The organism is Bacillus cereus group sp. RP32 (assembly GCF_040459735.1).
Taxonomy (GTDB): Bacteria; Bacillota; Bacilli; order Bacillales; family Bacillaceae_G; genus Bacillus_A; species Bacillus_A wiedmannii.
The window spans coordinates 133,198-152,756 of sequence record NZ_JARVHO010000001.1 but is presented as its reverse complement, the minus strand read 5'-3'; the positions used below and the strand labels follow the sequence as shown (position 1 = coordinate 152,756).

Here is a 19,559-nt window from a genome sequence, read left to right as displayed (position 1 = left end):
CTTACCTTTATAACGATTCTTTGCACATTGCAAGAATATAAATCAATATAAATAGTTTAAGCATTTCACTGCATATTTTTTGTATGTTCCTATTTTATAAAGAACCACGTAACAAGTCGTACCCTATAAAGGTCTGATATCATTCCTTATCAGTATTTCATTCGACATTTTTTGTCGAAATTTGTATATTCATTCCCTATATTATTAGAATATACATTTTGTTTTACGTTACAAAGCATCAAATATGAATACTTTACCTAAAGAGTATACGCAGTAAAGGAGGCATCACGTCAGTCCCATTGATCCATGACAAACAATCCCTTCACAAAGCATTTTTATGCAATAAAAGGATTCATAAAGGAGGCACAATGAAAAAACTTTTCAATATATGTTTAATTGTATTTGTACTATTTTCACAGCTTGCTAGTTTTCCATACAATCAAGTAAAAGCGGAAACATTAACAGGCAATTCATTATTTGACACTGTTGAAATGAAAGATGCAACGAATCAGATTATTGACGAAGCAACAAATCCTAAAAACTTAATACAAGTAGGATCAAACATTCAGCTAGAATATGCTTGGTCAATAAAAGATCATCAAACAGACTCAGCAGTGTTCCAAATACCTAACGCATTAAAAGTTAAAAATAATCAACAAGGAAATCTGATGGCAGATCAACAAATTATTGGTCAATATTTTGTTACAGCAAATGATAACAAAATGAAACTAGTATTTAATGATCAAGTAAAAGATTCCAAAGGTGCTAACGGAAAAATCAATTTTGATACAGTATTCAATCCTGATTTAAAACCTGGTGCAAAATCTGTTCAACTCTCATTCCCTCTAGGCACAACAGCTAAGTCTATTTCAGTTCCTGTTCAAGTAGATAACCCAGCTTCCCCTACTACGAATAAGGATACTGCCCAACAACCTATGGAAGAGCAAAAGAATAGTGATGCTCAGCAACCTGCGGTAGAGCAAAAGAACGGCAATGCTCAACAACCTGCGGTAGAGCAAAAGCACGGCAATGCTCAGCAACCTGCGGTAGAGCAAAAGAATGGCGATGCTCAGCAACCTGTGGTAGAGCAACAGAATGGCGATGCTCAGCAACCTGCGGTAGAGCAACAGAATGGCGATGCTCAGCAACCTGCGGTAGAGCAACAGAATGGCGATGCTCAGCAACCTGTGGTAGAGCAACAGAATGGCGATGCTCAGCAACCTGTGGTAGAGCAACAGAATGGCGATGCTCAGCAACCTGCGGTAGAGCAACAGAACGGTGATGCAGAGCAGCCTACGGAGAATCCTGGTGATAAAACAACAGAACAGCCTGTTGAGAATCCAGATCCATCACCTAAGCAAATTACAGAAAATATTTTAACAGGTGTCACATTAACGGATAAAGACGGTAAGCCATTTAATGATACGGATAATCGTCCAAATCCAAATTCTATTACCCAAATCGATTTTACATGGGAAGTCTTGAAATCGCTGAACGTCAAAGAAGGTGATTACTTTACTTTCCAACTCCCAGAATACTTTATTGTCCACAATACAATTACACAAGATTTAATAGATGGAAAAGGACATACGATTGGATCATTCGTTGTTACGCCAGATGGCAAAGTAACGATGACTTTTAACGAATATGTTGAAGATCATCCTGATATAGCTGGACATTTAAACATTCGTACGGAGTTTAATGAAGTAAAAATTGCAGGGACTACCGAAAAACAAATCCCATTCCCTATTAAAGAAAAAGACGTTATTATCGAACTTGATTTCAAACCTAAAGTAACACAATCTATAGATAAAAAAGGTGTACCTGATAGACCAATTAATACGAATCAAATTAATTGGAAAGTAGAAATGAACAAGACAAAAGATAAGCTTACAAATGCAGTCTTTCAAGATAACATTCCAAATGGAGCGAGTCTCAATGAAGATTCTATTAAGGTTTATTATTTAGAGGTAGATATTAACGGGAAGACAACTCGGGGAGCAGAAGTTCCTAAGGAAGAATATGAACTTACTTCATCCTCTGATAAATTAAATATCGCCTTTAAAAAAGAAACGAATAAAGCATATGAAATTGAATATGCGACAAAGATTACAGATGAAAGTGTTACAACTTTCAAAAACAACGCAAAAGTAACTAGTGATAATCAAAATAGTGTATCAGCAAATGCCACTGTAACTGTTTCACGTGGGACACATCTAGAGAAAACTAGTAAGTACAACCCAAAAACACAAACAATTGAATGGACAATCACTTACAACGGTGACCAAAGAAAAATCAAAAAAGAGGCTGCTCTTTTAAAAGATATTCTAGATAAGGGTCATAAAATTGATCAAAGTTCTATTGTTGTAAAAAACGCTTCTTATAATGATAGTGGACAAATTGTCACTGGTGACGATGCTACAAACTTCACAGTAAAAGAAACGACTGAGGGATTTGATTTACAGTTTACTACTGATATTGATAGTGCCTACGTAATTACTTACACATCAAAGGCCGCGGGTGATGTCATCGCAGATGGCGAAATCGAAAATAAAATTATTGCAGATGGTGGTTCAAGTAAAACAAACAAAGTTACATTACAACAACAAAACATCATAAAGAAACATAATAAAAATGCAGGCGATACAGATTACAATGCGAAAACAACAAAATGGACAATTATTGTAAATGATAACAACTACGTGTTAAACGATGCTGTTATCAAAGATACGTTTGACTTTGGTGGTCTAACGTTACAGGAAAATAGTTTCAAGATTACTGACGGATCAAATGAACTTAAATTAGGGCATGACTACACACTTCATGTAACCGATAAAGGATTCGAAGTGAAACTAGCTGGTATTTACAAGTCTAATATGGATAAAACTTTAACTATCACATACACAACAGACTTTAATTACGAGAATCTATCCAAAGAGAAGGATAATAAATCGTTCAAAAATACAGCAAATTTATCATGGAAAGATGTAAATGGTGACAATAAAAAGAGTTCATCCGATGATACATTCAATCCTGACGGCTATACAAAAGGAAACGGCTTTAAATACGGTTCTTATAATGCCCAAACGAAAGAAATTAAATGGGACATAGGTTTTAACTATAATAATATGACGATTAAGGACCCTTCTATCGTTGACGTATTAAGAGATAACCAAAAATTAATACCAGAATCTATTGAAGTTCGACATATGAAATTAACTGGTGGTGCACATGGATTTGAAGTAGGTGATCCTGTTCCATCTAGCGAATATACGATAGAAACTCCAACAAAAGATAATAACAATACATTAACGATTCATTTTAAAAATGAAATTAAAACGGCTTACCATATTAGCTTTAAAACTTCACTTGCAGGTGAACAAATTAATAAGCGCTACGATAATTATGCCGATTTAAAAGATGGATCGAAAACTGTTACTACTATCCATGGTGCGTTTGAGATTACAAACGGTGGTAGCGGTGTTACGAAAACAGCGAAACAAAATGACAAGTATATTGATTGGAGTGTTTCTATTAATGCCAGTCAGTCAACTATTGAAAATGCTGTCGTAACAGATGAGCCGACAGATAATCAAATGCTAGATGAAAAGTCATTCCATCTATATCCGACAACGGTAGCCGTAGATGGAACTTTAACAAAAGATACAGCAAATGAATTAAAAGAAGGAACAGACTATAAACTCAAAGTAATAACAGACAACGATACGGGGAAACAACAGTTTAAAGTTGAATTCCTTCATACCATTGATCAAGCTTATATTTTAGAATACCGCTCACTCATTAATGCAGACCATAATGAAAGGGTAAGTAATAAAGCGACGATTACTGGTCATCGTTTAACATTAACGAAAGTGGAAGATGTTAAGTTCGTTGAAGTTAAAGTATCTTCTGGATCTGGAGGTGGTTCTGCTAGTAAAGGACGCGGAAGCCTTCAAATTATAAAGGTTGATGATAAAGATCAAACAGTGCCATTAGCCGGAGCAGAATTTACTTTATATGATCAAACAGGTACAACCGCTATTCGACCAATTACAACAGGTGATGACGGTGTCGCTAAGTTTAACAACTTACGACGCGATAAATATATGATTAAAGAAACGAAAGCACCTAAAGGTTATGTAATTAGTAAAGAATTAAGAGAAGGTATACTTGTTGAGCTAGGTTCTGACGAAATTACAAAATATACCCTTACAAATAAGAAGTTTGTCGGGAAAGTAGTACTTACAAAGACTGATGCTAAGAGTAGGAAAAAACTTGAACATGCTGTTTTCTCTTTACTAGATCAAAACAAACAAGTCATTCCTGAACATAAAGAATTAACAACAAATGACAAAGGACAAATTATTGTAGATAATTTAAAACCAGGAACGTACTACTTAAAAGAAACAAAGGCTCCTGAACATTATAAATTAGATGATCGACTGATTGAGGTTAAAATCGAGGAAGATCAAACAACAGTAATAAACCGAACTGCAACAAACAGTTTGATTCCAGGATCGGCCATTTTAACAAAAGTCGATAAAGATGGAAAAACTTTAGCAGGCGTGGAGTTCAGTGTAAGAGACCGAAATAACAAAATAATCCCTGGCTATAGAAAATTAACGACAAATGATCAAGGACAAATCGAAGCAAAAGATTTACGTCCTGGAGACTATCAATTTGTTGAAGAAAAAGCACCTGAACACTATGACATAGATAAAAAACCAATTGAGTTTACAATTGTAAAAAGTCAAAAGAAAGCAGTTACTGTTACAGCAACGAATCACCTCATTAAAGGTGGCGTCACTTTAACAAAAATTGATGATATCGATAATAAAACTACTCTTGCAGGTGCTGTATTTAAAATTGTTGATGCTAATGATGAAAAGAAAGTCATTCGTGAAAATGTAGAAACTGGCGCAGATGGTAAAGTAACTGTTAAAGACTTAGAGCCTGGTACGTATAAATTTGTTGAAACAGAAGCTCCTAAGGATTATGTGTTAAATGCAAACCCTATTGAGTTTACAATCGATAAAAGCCAAAAGTCTTTTGCTACTGTTACGGCAACAAACAGTTTAAAAACAGGCGAAGTCGAATTATTAAAAGTTGATGAGTTTGGTGAGAAAAAGCCGCTAGAAGGTGCAGTATTCAAACTTGTCGATGCTAATAATAATGAAGTTCCCCCTCACACTAACTTAACTACCGATAAAAAAGGGAAATTTAAAGTTAGTAATTTACGTCCTGGTACGTATAAATTTATTGAAACATCTGCTCCTGAACATTACGTTTTACGAGCAGAACCTATTGAATTTACAATCGATAGAAGTCAGAAAGAAACTCTACTTGTGAAAGCTGAAAATGCTTTAAAACCAGGAGATGTTGAATTAACGAAAGTTGATGATATCGATGGTACAACTCTTGAAGGTGCTGTATTTAAAATTGTTGATGCTAATGATGAAAAGAAAGTCATTCGCGAAAATGTAAAAACTGGTGTGGATGGTAAAGCTATCGCTACTGGTTTACGCCCTGGCGATTATAAATTTATCGAAGTAACAGCACCAAAGTATTACGATAAAAATACAACGCCTATCGAGTTCACAATTAAAGAAAGTCAAGGAACTTCACCAATTACTGTTACTGCTAAAAACAGCTTAACAAAAGGCGGTATTGAATTAACAAAAGTGAATGCCGCGGATGAAAAGGAAACACTTGAAGGTGCAGTATTTAAAATTGTTAATAGAGATACGAATGAAGTTGTTCGTACGGAACTTGTTACAAATAGTAAAGGAATGTTAGTTGTAGATGACTTACGTCCTGGTAACTATAAACTTATCGAAACAAAGGCCCCAACTTATTACGATGTAAATGTAGAACCAATTGAATTTACAATCGAAAAAGGACAACAAAAACTTCTTCCACTTACATTTAAAAATAGTTTAACGAAAGGAAAAGTTAAACTTATTAAAGAAGATGATGTGGAAAGTAGTATTGCTCTTGCCGGCGCGGTGTTCACATTACAAGACGCAACTGGCAAAGAAATTGCGAAAGATTTAAAAACAGATGATTATGGAGTACTAGTTATTCCTGATTTAGCACCAGGAGATTACCAATTTATTGAAACAGCTGCTCCTGAACATTATAAATTAGATCAAACACCTATTAAGTTCACGATTAAAAAAGGTAGCAAGGATGATCTGCCAGTCCCTGTAATTGTAAAAAACAGTTTACTTACAGGTGGCGTTACTTTAACTAAAGTAGATGACGTTGATGGCGTTACACTTAAAGGTGCAGAATTTATAATTGTTGATGCTCATGATACGAAAAAGGTCGTTCGTAAAGGGTTAACTACTGATGAACAGGGTAAAGTTTCTGCTTCTGATTTACGCCCGGGTGACTATCAATTTATTGAAGTAAAAGCTCGAAAAGACTATGATTTAAGCAAAAGCCCTATTCCGTTCACTATCGGAAAAAGTCAACAAGAAAACATTACCGTTACTGCTACTAACAGCTTAAAGAAAGGTGCAGTCACATTAACGAAAATTGATGACATCGATCGTAAAATGCTGAAAGATGCAGTATTTAAAATTGTTGATATGGACGGTAAAGAAGTTCGCACAAACCTTGTTACAGACGACAATGGTGAAATTTCTGTTTCTAATTTACGTCCAGGAGACTATCAGTTTATTGAAACAGCTGCTCCTGAACATTATGTGTTAGATGAGACACCGATTCCATTTAAAATTGAACGAAACCAAACGAAAAAAATTACTGTTACAGGTAAAAACACGTTAAAAAAAGGTAGCGTGGAATTAACAAAGATTGACGATATTGATACTGATACAAAGCTCGCTAATGCTGTATTTAATTTATTAGATGCAGACGGAGAACTAGTTGAAGAAGGCTTAAAAACAAATGATGAAGGAAAAATTACTGTTGAAAATCTACGTCCTGGTACGTATCAATTCGTGGAAACAATAGCTCCTGAACATTACGATTTAAATAAAAAACCGATCGAATTTACAATTAAGAAAAGCCAAACTGAAACTCTTCATGTTACGGCTAAAAACGCCCTAACAAAAGGTGCAGTGGAACTTTCTAAAGTAGATGACATCGATGGCACTACCCTTGAAGGTGCAGTATTTAACATTGTTGATATGAAGGGTACTGTAATTCATAAAGACCTTGTTACAAATAGTAAAGGGAAGATCGAAATTAACGACCTACGTCCTGGTGATTACCAATTCATCGAAACAGAAGCTCCTAAGCATTACGTTTTAGATGAAACACCAATCCATTTCACTATTGAAAAAGGACAGAAGAAAACTATTTCTTTAACTGCTAAAAATAGTTTAAAACAAGGTAGTATCGAATTAATTAAAGTTGATGATTTAAACGATCAAACAAAACTTGCCGATGCTGTGTTTAATTTACTAGATCAAAACGGGAAAGTACTTAAAACGGATTTAAAAACGAACAGTGAAGGAAAAATCATTGTTGAAAACTTACGTCCTGGTACGTATCAATTTGTCGAAACAACGGCTCCGAAACATTATGATTTAGACAAAAAGCCAATTGTAGTTACAGTTGAGAAAAGCCAGAAAGATATCGCTACTGTTACTATGAAAAATAGTTTAACAAAAGGCGGCGTGGACCTTACTAAAGTGGACGACATCGATGGTACTACTCTTGAAGGCGCAGTATTTAACATTGTTGATATGAAGGGTACTGTAATTCGCGAGAAGCTTACTACAAATTCACAAGGTAAAATTAGCGTTTCTAACTTACGTCCTGGTGATTATCAATTCATCGAGACGAATGCTCCGAAACATTACGATTTAAATAAAGAACCGATTCCTTTCACAATTGAAAAAGGACAAGCTGAACCGATTTCTGTTACTGCTAAAAATAGTTTAACAAAAGGTGCGGTAGAGCTTTCTAAAGTGGATGATATCGACGGTACAGCTCTTGAAGGCGCAGTATTTAAAATTGTTGATGACAAAAACAATGATGTTCGTACTGACTTAACTACTGTTAAAGATGGAAAAATCTCTGTTCCTGATTTACGTCCAGGGGACTATCAGTTTATTGAAACGAAAGCTCCTGAACACTATAAATTAGACAGTACACCGCTTAAATTTACAATTAAGAAAAGCCAAGCAGAGAAGCTACAAATCACTGCTACTAACAGCTTAATTGAAGGTGCAGTAGAGTTAATTAAAGTGGATGATATAAATCCAGACACAAAACTTTCTGATGCGGTATTTAACATCATTGATGCGAAAGGTAAAGTTGTTCGCACGGATTTAACTACTGATAAAGACGGGAAAGTTTCTGCTTTTAATTTACGTCCAGGAGATTATCAATTCGTTGAAACGAAAGCTCCAAAAGATTATGATTTAAATAAAAAGCCGATTCCTTTCACTATCGAGAAAAGCCAACCAGCTCACGTTTCCGTTACTGCTAAAAATGGCTTAACTAAAGGTGGCGTGGAATTAACGAAAGTTGACTCTCTAGATGCGAAAGAGACACTGGAAGGTGCGGTATTTAAAATTACTGATATGAACGGTAACGATATTCGTACGAATTTAGTTACCAATAAAGATGGAAAAATCATAGCTAAAGACTTACAACCTGGAGACTATCAATTTATTGAAACGAAAGCTCCGAAACATTATGACTTAAATGAAGAGCCGATTAAGTTCACAATTGAAAGAAGTCAAACAAAACATGTCTTCGTTACAGCTACGAACAGCTTAACGAAAGGTAGTGTGGAGTTAATTAAAGTTGACGATGTTGAAGAAAACACAACACTTGAAGGTGCGGTATTTAAAATTGTTAATAAGGATGGACACGATGTCCGTACTGATTTAACTACCGATAAAAACGGCCGTTTAGTTGTGGATGACTTACCACCAGGAGACTATGAGTTTATCGAAACAAAAGCTCCTAATCACTATGACTTAAACGAAACACCTATTAAGTTCACAGTTAAAAAAGGACAAGAAAAAATCGCTTCCGTTCCCGCTACGAATAGCTTAACGAAAGGCGCTGTTGAACTTTCTAAAGTGGATGACTTTGACGGTTCTGTCCTTAAAGATGCAGTATTTAAAATCGTCGATATGAACGGGCACGACGTTCGCACTGATTTAACTACTGATAAAGATGGCAAAATTTCTGTTTCTGATTTACGTCCGGGAGACTATCAGTTTATTGAAACGAAGGCTCCTAAAGGTTATCAATTAGATGCATCACCAATAAACTTTACAATTGAAAAAGCTCAAGCTGCACCACTACAAATTACAGTTTCAAATAAAAAAATCGATTCTTCATCCGGTGGAGATGATAAACAAATTACTCCTCCTAATAAAGAAGAGGAAACAGGGAAAGAAACTTCTGAAGAACCAGAAAAAGGAAATCCTGACACACATGGTAAAGGAACTTCCGAAGAACTAGAAAAAGGAAATCCTGACACACATGGTAAAGGAACTTCCGAAGAACTAGAAAAAGGAAATCCTGACACACATGGTAAAGGAACTTCTGAAGAACTAGAAAAAGAAAACCCTGACACACAAATAAACAAACAGCAAGATGACCGAAATAAGGGTAAAGAACTTCCAAATACAGGTCACAAAAATGATCCTACTCAAACAGTAGGCATCGTACTTCTACTAGCTGGTTTGTTAAGTATTTTAGCTACAAAACGAAAAAAATATTATTAATAGTTTTTCACACCTAATCAAGTGAACATTTGATTAGGTGTTTTTTTATGCCAAAAAAGGACGATACATAGAGTATCGTCCTTTTAACGGGGTGAGGCTGCCCAAAAGTACGGAAAACCTTTGAACAGCCTCGTATTTTCATATGGATGCCTTACATATATCACTGATAATAAGTATGAAATGCGGAAACATATTTATCATCACATGATTCAAACATGAGAAAAGAAATCCTATAGGATTCTTTTCTCTACATAACCTAAAGTTTGGGTACACTAGATTCATGCAATGTAGGAGCTTTCCAAGCAGAAAGCGAACCTTCATTTAAAATGATAGCATACATATCTCCATCAAAAATATGCAAATATGCATATAGCGTTTTTTTATTTCTCAATGTCAGAATATTGAAAAATAATGAAGATGACGGTAAAATAAAGTCGTTATCCGTCTTCTTTTGTCAGTCAGAGAGAATAGAAGAATAGGAGAGGAAAAAATGAAAAAATCTTTGAAACAAAAAATAGTAAGCTCTTTGCTTGCTGTATCACTCGCTGTTAGCTTAGCTCCAATTGGACAAGCCAAAGCTGATTCCACGTCAGAAATCGCACAGACTTCACCTATCACAAAACAAGTTGATGCAAGCCGCGCTATCGAACACATCCGTTTCTTATCCGAAACAATTGGTCCTCGCCCTGGTGGGACAAAATCAGAAGAATGGGCTTCTCGCTACGTTGGTATGCAGCTTAAATCAATGGGCTATGAAGTAGAATATCAACCATTTCAAGTACCGGATCAATACGTTGGATTTATTGAATCACCATTATCCACAAAACGTAATTGGCAAGCCGGCGCTGCCCCTAACGCACTAATTTCTACAGAAGCTGTTACAGCTCCTCTTATCTTTGTTCAAGGTGGAACAAAATTAGAGGATATCCCAAATGAAGTAAACGGAAAAATTGTTCTATTTGAAAGAGGAACAACAGTTGCAGACTATAATAAACAAGTTGAAAATGCTGTTAGCAAAGGAGCAAAAGGTGTCCTTTTATACAGTTTAATTGGCGGACGCGGAAATTATGGACAAACCTTCAATCCTCGCCTAACGAAAAAGCAGTCTATCCCTGTCTTTGGTCTTGCTTATGCACAAGGAAATGCATTTAAAGAGGAAATCGCTAAAAAAGGGACCACTCTTCTTTCTCTAAAAGCGAGATATGAATCTAACTTAACATCACTTAATGTCATCGCTAAAAAGAAACCAAAAAATAGTACAGGTAATGAAAAAGCTGTCGTTGTAAGTTCGCACTATGATAGTGTCGTTGGAGCACCTGGAGCAAACGACAATGCTTCTGGTACAGGATTAATATTAGAATTAGCTCGTGCTTTTCAAAATGTAGAAACTGATAAAGAAATTCGTTTTATTGCTTTTGGTTCTGAAGAGACTGGCTTACTTGGTTCCGATTATTACGTTAATAGTCTATCCAAAAAAGAACGCGATCGAATTTTAGGTGTCTTTAACGCAGACATGGTTGCAACAAATTACGATAAAGCAAAGAATTTATATGCTATGACGCCTAACGGTTCTCCAAACCTTGTAACAGACGCAGCCTTACAAGCAGGTAAACAATTAAATAATGACCTCGTACTGCAAGGGAAATTCGGCTCTAGTGATCACGTGCCATTTGCTGAAGTTGGTATTCCTGCCGCCCTATTTATTTGGATGGGTGTCGATAGTTGGAATCCATTAATCTATCATATTGAGAAGGTATACCATACGCCTCAAGATAATGTGTTAGAAAACATTTCGCCTGAACGTATGAAAATGGCATTAGAAGTTATCGGGACAGGAGTTTATAATACACTTCAAAAATCTGTTGCTCAAACTGAACAGAAAGCTGCTTAATACTATTTCAGACTACCGATTAATCGGTAGTTTTTTATTACATAACAATATTACCCTATTAAAAATTATAATATATGCATAATTGCATGTATATTAATACGACTTATCTCTTATAATACAAATTGTACTATAATCATTCAACTATACCATTAAATGATATTAGCATGTAAAACAAAAATTTTACATCTAACAAATAAGATTTTCTATCATGAAAAAATTACTCCGACAGTTGCGTTAAATTTAATGTTTATTTCAGGAACTAATATTTTTATTCCTGAAATAAACATGGCTGCGACTACAGAAGAAAACAGCTTTACGGAATATTATTTCTAAATTAACTATAAAAGTGACAATGCATTCAACAAGAACTGAATGGAACAAAACGTTAATCCTAAATTACATGAGGCACCGTATTCTAAGCTTGATTTTATTGGATAATAGCCTTCATAGAGCCTATCTTGAAACTATTTCTCTTTTTCTATAAAAATACCCTTCAGGTAGCATTCTTCCATTCACTTTATCATGAAGTGTTTTTGAATACTTGCCTGAAGGGAGTAATATTAATAGTAATTTTTTTATTTGTCCTACTAAGATTACGGTGTAATCAATGATCTAAAGCTTTTATTATTTTATTCGTCGACGAGCGATTAGACTTCCACCTAAAAGGAACAATAGCATACCTCCAAAAATAGAAATCATTTCTGTTGATGTTCCTCCTGTGTTAGGAAGTAATGTTGGTTTATCCTTTTCTGTAGTAGGTGGGACCTGTGAATCGCTATTTTTATCTGTGCTTGGATCTTTTGGATCTGTACTTGGGTCTTTCGGATCTGTACTTGGGTCTTTCGGATCTGTGCTTGGGTCTTTCGGATCTGTGCTTGGGTCTTTCGGATCTGTGCTCGGGTCTTTCGGATCTGTGCTTGGATCTTTTGGATCTGTACTTGGGTCTTTCGGATCTGTGCTCGGGTCTTTCGGATCTGTGCTTGGATCTTTTGGATCTGTACTTGGGTCTTTCGGATCTGTGCTCGGGTCTTTCGGATCTGTGCTTGGATCTTTTGGATCTGTACTTGGATCTTTTGGATCTGTGCTTGGATCTTTTGGATCTGTACTTGGGTCTTTTGGATCTGTATGTTGTTCGTCCTTGATTTTTGTATTTGTGATGTTATAACCATTTACTTCGGAGTTGTATCCCGCTACTGGTTGTTCTTTCACTTCATACTTATACGCCACTCCGTTTGCATCGTATGCTTGGAGCTTTTCGAACGTGTACTTCCAGTTTGTTGCCATGCTTACTTCTTTCGTGTCAATAACTTTTCCGTTTTGTAATAAGTCTACTTTGATGGATAGTGGACGATCTATTGCATTGTTATCATCCCAGACTTTCTTACCACTTACTTCTGTTTTGTCCGTATTCTTATAAGTATTCGTGATTGTCGTTCCATCTACTTTTGTTTCATAACCGTCTACTTTCACTTCACTTACTTTGTATTGAATTTCTTTTCCTTGTCCATCATACTTCGGTAGATCTTTGAAGCTGAAATTCCAGTTTCCTTTTTCATCAGCTTTCACTGTCGTGTCTTGTATCACTTTATCATCTTGAAGCAATTCAACTTTGATGCTTCCTGGACGTGTGTTGAATTTGTTGTCGTAGTCTTCCCAGACTTTCTTACCATTTACTTCTGTTTTGTCTGTATTTTTGTACGTGTTCGTGATTGTTGTTCCCTCTACTTTTGTCTCGTAGCCGTCTACTTTCACTTCACTTACTGTGTACTTGATTTCATTTCCTTTTTCATCATACTTCGGTAGATCTTTAAAGCTGAAATTCCAGTTTCCTTTTTCATCAGCTTTCACTGTCGTGTCTTGTATCACTTTATCATCTTGAAGCAATTCAACCTTGATGCTCTCTGGGCGTGTACCAAATTTGTTGTTGTAGTCTTCCCAGACTTTCTTACCACTTACTTCTGTTTTGTCCGTATTCTTATAAGTATTCGTGATTGTCGTTCCGTCTACTTTTGTCTCGTAGCCGTCTACTTTCACTTCACTTACTGTGTACTTGATTTCATTTCCTTTTTCATCATACTTCGGTAGATCTTTAAAGCTGAAATTCCAGTTTCCTTTTTCATCAGCTTTCACTGTCGTGTCTTGTATCACTTTATCATCTTGAAGCAATTCAACTTTGATGCTTCCTGGACGTGTGTTGAATTTGTTGTCGTAGTCTTCCCAGACTTTCTTACCATTTACTTCTGTTTTGTCTGTATTTTTGTACGTGTTCGTGATTGTTGTTCCCTCTACTTTTGTCTCGTAGCCGTCTACTTTCACTTCACTTACTGTGTACTTGATTTCATTTCCTTTTTCATCATACTTCGGTAGATCTTTAAAGCTGAAATTCCAGTTTCCTTTTTCATCAGCTTTCACTGTCGTGTCTTGTATCACTTTATCATCTTGAAGCAATTCAACCTTGATGCTCTCTGGGCGTGTACCAAATTTGTTGTTGTAGTCTTCCCAGACTTTCTTACCACTTACTTCTGTTTTGTCCGTATTCTTATAAGTATTCGTGATTGTCGTTCCGTCTACTTTTGTCTCGTAGCCGTCTACTTTCACTTCACTTACTGTGTACTTGATTTCATTTCCTTTTTCATCATACTTCGGTAGATCTTTAAAGCTGAAATTCCAGTTTCCTTTTTCATCAGCTTTCACTGTCGTGTCTTGTATCACTTTATCATCTTGAAGCAATTCAACTTTGATGCTTCCTGGACGTGTGTTGAATTTGTTGTCGTAGTCTTCCCAGACTTTCTTACCACTTACTTCTGTTTTGTCCGTATTCTTATAAGTATTCGTGATTGTCGTTCCGTCTACTTTTGTCTCGTAGCCGTCTACTTTCACTTCACTTACTGTGTACTTGATTTCATTTCCTTTTTCATCATACTTCGGTAGATCTTTAAAGCTGAAATTCCAGTTTCCTTTTTCATCAGCTTTCACTGTCGTGTCTTGTATCACTTTATCATCTTGAAGCAATTCAACTTTGATGCTTCCTGGACGTGTGTTGAATTTGTTGTCGTAGTCTTCCCAGACTTTCTTACCATTTACTTCTGTTTTGTCTGTATTTTTGTACATGTTCGTGATTGTTGTTCCCTCTACTTTTGTCTCGTAGCCGTCTACTTTCACTTCACTTACTGTGTACTTGATTTCATTTCCTTTTTCATCATACTTCGGTAGATCTTTAAAGCTGAAATTCCAGTTTCCTTTTTCATCAGCTTTCACTGTCGTGTCTTGTATCACTTTATCATCTTGAAGCAATTCAACCTTGATGCTCTCTGGGCGTGTACCAAATTTGTTGTTGTAGTCTTCCCAGACTTTCTTACCACTTACTTCTGTTTTGTCCGTATTCTTATAAGTATTCGTGATTGTCGTTCCGTCTACTTTTGTCTCGTAGCCGTCTACTTTCACTTCACTTACTGTGTACTTGATTTCATTTCCTTTTTCATCATACTTCGGTAGATCTTTAAAGCTGAAATTCCAGTTTCCTTTTTCATCAGCTTTCACTGTCGTGTCTTGTATCACTTTATCATCTTGAAGCAATTCAACTTTGATGCTTCCTGGACGTGTGTTGAATTTGTTGTCGTAGTCTTCCCAGACTTTCTTACCATTTACTTCTGTTTTGTCTGTATTTTTGTACGTGTTCGTGATTGTTGTTCCCTCTACTTTTGTCTCGTAGCCGTCTACTTTCACTTCACTTACTGTGTACTTGATTTCATTTCCTTTTTCATCATACTTCGGTAGATCTTTAAAGCTGAAATTCCAGTTTCCTTTTTCATCAGCTTTCACTGTCGTGTCTTGTATCACTTTATCATCTTGAAGCAATTCAACCTTGATGCTCTCTGGGCGTGTACCAAATTTGTTGTTGTAGTCTTCCCAGACTTTCTTACCACTTACTTCTGTTTTGTCCGTATTCTTATAAGTATTCGTGATTGTCGTTCCGTCTACTTTTGTCTCGTAGCCGTCTACTTTCACTTCACTTACTGTGTACTTGATTTCATTTCCTTTTTCATCATACTTCGGTAGATCTTTAAAGCTGAAATTCCAGTTTCCTTTTTCATCAGCTTTCACTGTCGTGTCTTGTATCACTTTATCATCTTGAAGCAATTCAACTTTGATGCTTCCTGGACGTGTGTTGAATTTGTTGTCGTAGTCTTCCCAGACTTTCTTACCACTTACTTCTGTTTTGTCCGTATTCTTATAAGTATTCGTGATTGTCGTTCCGTCTACTTTTGTCTCGTAGCCGTCTACTTTCACTTCACTTACTGTGTACTTGATTTCATTTCCTTTTTCATCATACTTCGGTAGATCTTTAAAGCTGAAATTCCAGTTTCCTTTTTCATCAGCTTTCACTGTCGTGTCTTGTATCACTTTATCACCTTGAAGCAATTGTACTGTGATACTTCCTGGACGCGTGTTGAATTTGTTGTCGTAGTCTTCCCAGACTTTCTTACCATTTACTTCTGTTTTGTCTGTATTTTTGTACGTGTTCGTGATTGTTGTTCCCTCTACTTTTGTCTCGTAGCCGTCTACTTTCACTTCACTTACTGTGTACTTGATTTCATTTCCTTTTTCATCATACTTCGGTAGATCTTTAAAGCTGAAATTCCAGTTTCCTTTTTCATCAGCTTTCACTGTCGTGTCTTGTATCACTTTATCATCTTGAAGCAATTCAACTTTGATGCTTCCTGGACGTGTGTTGAATTTGTTGTCGTAGTCTTCCCAGACTTTCTTACCATTTACTTCTGTTTTGTCTGTATTTTTGTACGTGTTCGTGATTGTTGTTCCCTCTACTTTTGTCTCGTAACCGTCTACTTTCACTTCACTTACTGTGTACTTGATTTCATTTCCTTTTTCATCATACTTCGGTAGATCTTTAAAGCTGAAATTCCAGTTTCCTTTTTCATCAGCTTTCACTGTCGTGTCTTGTATCACTTTATCATCTTGAAGCAATTCAACTTTGATGCTTCCTGGACGTGTGTTGAATTTGTTGTCGTAGTCTTCCCAGACTTTCTTACCATTTACTTCTGTTTTGTCTGTATTTTTGTACGTGTTCGTGATTGTTGTTCCCTCTACTTTTGTCTCGTAGCCGTCTACTTTCACTTCACTTACTGTGTACTTGATTTCATTTCCTTTTTCATCATACTTCGGTAGATCTTTGAAGCTGAAATTCCAGTTTCCTTTTTCATCAGCTTTCACTGTCGTGTCTTGTATCACTTTATCATCTTGAAGCAATTCAACTTTGATGCTTCCTGGACGTGTGTTGAATTTGTTGTCGTAGTCTTCCCAGACTTTCTTACCACTTACTTCTGTTTTGTCCGTATTCTTATAAGTATTCGTGATTGTCGTTCCGTCTACTTTTGTCTCGTAGCCGTCTACTTTCACTTCACTTACTGTGTACTTGATTTCATTTCCTTTTTCATCATACTTCGGTAGATCTTTAAAGCTGAAATTCCAGTTTCCTTTTTCATCAGCTTTCACTGTCGTGTCTTGTATCACTTTATCACCTTGAAGCAATTGTACTGTGATACTTCCTGGACGCGTGTTGAATTTGTTGTCGTAGTCTTCCCAGACTTTCTTACCATTTACTTCTGTTTTGTCTGTATTTTTGTACGTGTTCGTGATTGTTGTTCCCTCTACTTTTGTCTCGTAGCCGTCTACTTTCACTTCACTTACTGTGTACTTGATTTCATTTCCTTTTTCATCATACTTCGGTAGATCTTTGAAGCTGAAATTCCAGTTTCCTTTTTCATCAGCTTTCACTGTCGTGTCTTGTATCACTTTATCATCTTGAAGCAATTCAACTTTGATGCTTCCTGGACGTGTGTTGAATTTGTTGTTGTAGTCTTCCCATTTTTTCGTTCCTGAAATGTTTGTCGTTTGTACTACTTTTGTATTTGTGATGTCATAACCTTCTACTTTGGATTCATATCCTGCTACCGGTTGTTCTTTCACTTTATACTCATATGCCTTACCTTCGGCATCATATGCCGCTAATTCTTTAAATTCATACTTCCAATCTTTTTCTGCTGTTACTTCTTTCGTGTCTACTACTTTACCACTTTGTAGTAAGTCTACTTTGATTGTTGCTGGACGATCTGTTGCATTGTTATCGTTCCATTTCTTCGTTCCTGAAACTGATATAGTCTTATTACCTCCAGCGCCGCCACCAGATATTATATTTTCAACTACGGAACCATCCGAATTAGTAATTAAATCCTCATCTTTAACTTGGTATTTAATCGTATACTTATTCTCAAGATCCTTTTGGTTCTTTCCGCTTTCAGTTATATTAGCTTTATAACCAATTGTAACTGTGTTACCACTTGCTTTATCCTTATTAATCTCAACGCTAAAAGAGGTTTCGTCACTATTAAACTGAATCTTTCCATAACCTTCAGCTACGAACTTTTCTAATGATAAATTTTTACGGTCTTCGGGATTACCGTTATCATAATCAAAATAGAAGCTATCCTTATTAAGCGTTTGGCCTCCCTGCAAGGTATCAGTCAAATCAATATTATTACTTAAGACTTCTTTGTTATAGTTTACAATTAAATACCAGTTCACTTCATTAGTGTTTTCTGGTCGGATCTCACCGGCTTTGTAGGAAAAAGGTCCCTTTCCAGGATCTGTACCACCGCCACCGCTTGGACCAGTAACTGTGACAGATTGCTTATCTAAATTTGTACCTAAATTTGTCTCAACCTTATTCTCTTGATCTATTTCCGCATAAGTGGATTGAACTGTAAAATAAAAATGGCCTTGAATATCTTTCTCTGATTCCACCTTGTCATTAAATGTACATACCACAGTACCTGCATTTACTTTACAAGTACCATAATCATCTAACTGAATCGTGTCACTAAATCCTTGTAATTCTGGAGGTAACGTTAACGTTAGTGTGTCCCCAGGCTTTATCCTATTTCCAGGTTTTTCACTAAACTCCACTTTTATTCCCATTCGTTCGTAGTAACCTAATTTTTCTTTATCGAACGTAAAGCTATCTACAATCCCTGTGTTATTTAATTCTTGTGCATTAGCCACTATAGGCAAAAGACTCTGACCTATAGTAAACATAAAAATCATTATAATCGAAAAAATCGAAGTTATTCTCTTTAAATACATACTTTATGTTAGCCTCCTCATAATTTAAAATATAAATAGTTTCTGGTACAAACATGTTATGACGAAAATTCTGTTATCCAACTATTTCACCTGCGTATTTTTAATAGCTACTATGATTTCTTCCCTCCTTCACTACTACTTAACAACTTGAAACTTGATTTTTTATAAGTCTATCTAACATTTTCAACATGCCTACAATTATGTACTTTTGACCTATATTTTTAATAGAAACATAGATAAACTTTGATAACGAAGTTTAAATAATAAATATATATAGGTGACAGATAATGGAATACATGACAACCATTCTTCTTTTGTGCCTTAGGGATTATAAAATGATTATTCTGTGTGTAAAAGACTTTAGTGCGGGCAAACATAGACTAACTACTTCACAGCAAATATGCATCCTATCAACTTCCATACTTATCGTTCTGAAAAAATAACGAAAATTACGGATCATAGTCGCATTCAGCATACCAGCAAAAAAGCTTATAAATGTGGAACGAGTTAAAATATTACGAACGAAGTATTGTTTGTCTATGAAGATAAAAGAAATATTCTCCAAATCTGAATAAAGTGGAACAAGTTTTGGGGTAACTAAAAACGTTTTTGATTTTCAACTAATTTCAGATGAATTTTGCAGAAATACGGGAATCAGTCTTTTCATTTTTGGAGTATATAAATGGGTGTCGAGAAAAAGGGTTTCTCCTGATGGATCTGATTCTAGAGCTATGCTAAAAAATTAAAATAAACCTACATATTATCTATCCGCTAAAAATTTTTAATTT

3 protein-coding genes are annotated in these 19,559 nt (G+C 35.8%); 2 read left to right on the top strand and 1 reads right to left on the bottom strand.

The genetic code is table 11. The features are described 5' to 3' along the window. Positions 1-368 precede the first annotated feature (368 nt). Both QCI46_RS00675 and QCI46_RS00670 read left to right on the top strand, forming a co-directional pair. Positions 369-9,719: a SpaA isopeptide-forming pilin-related protein gene (locus QCI46_RS00675; protein ID WP_353839384.1), complete on the top strand. Its 9,351-nt coding sequence runs from the start codon at positions 369-371 to the stop codon at positions 9,717-9,719. Between the two features lie 490 nt (positions 9,720-10,209). Further along, complete coding sequence (locus tag QCI46_RS00670) at positions 10,210-11,610, top strand: M28 family metallopeptidase (protein WP_353839383.1); 1,401 nt, start codon at positions 10,210-10,212, stop codon at positions 11,608-11,610. A gap of 624 nt (positions 11,611-12,234) precedes the next feature. Here the strand turns inward: QCI46_RS00670 and QCI46_RS00665 are convergent. After that, complete coding sequence (locus QCI46_RS00665; protein ID WP_483299004.1) at positions 12,235-18,771, bottom strand: Cna B-type domain-containing protein; 6,537 nt, start codon at positions 18,769-18,771, stop codon at positions 12,235-12,237. Between the last annotated feature and the right edge of the window lie 788 nt (positions 18,772-19,559).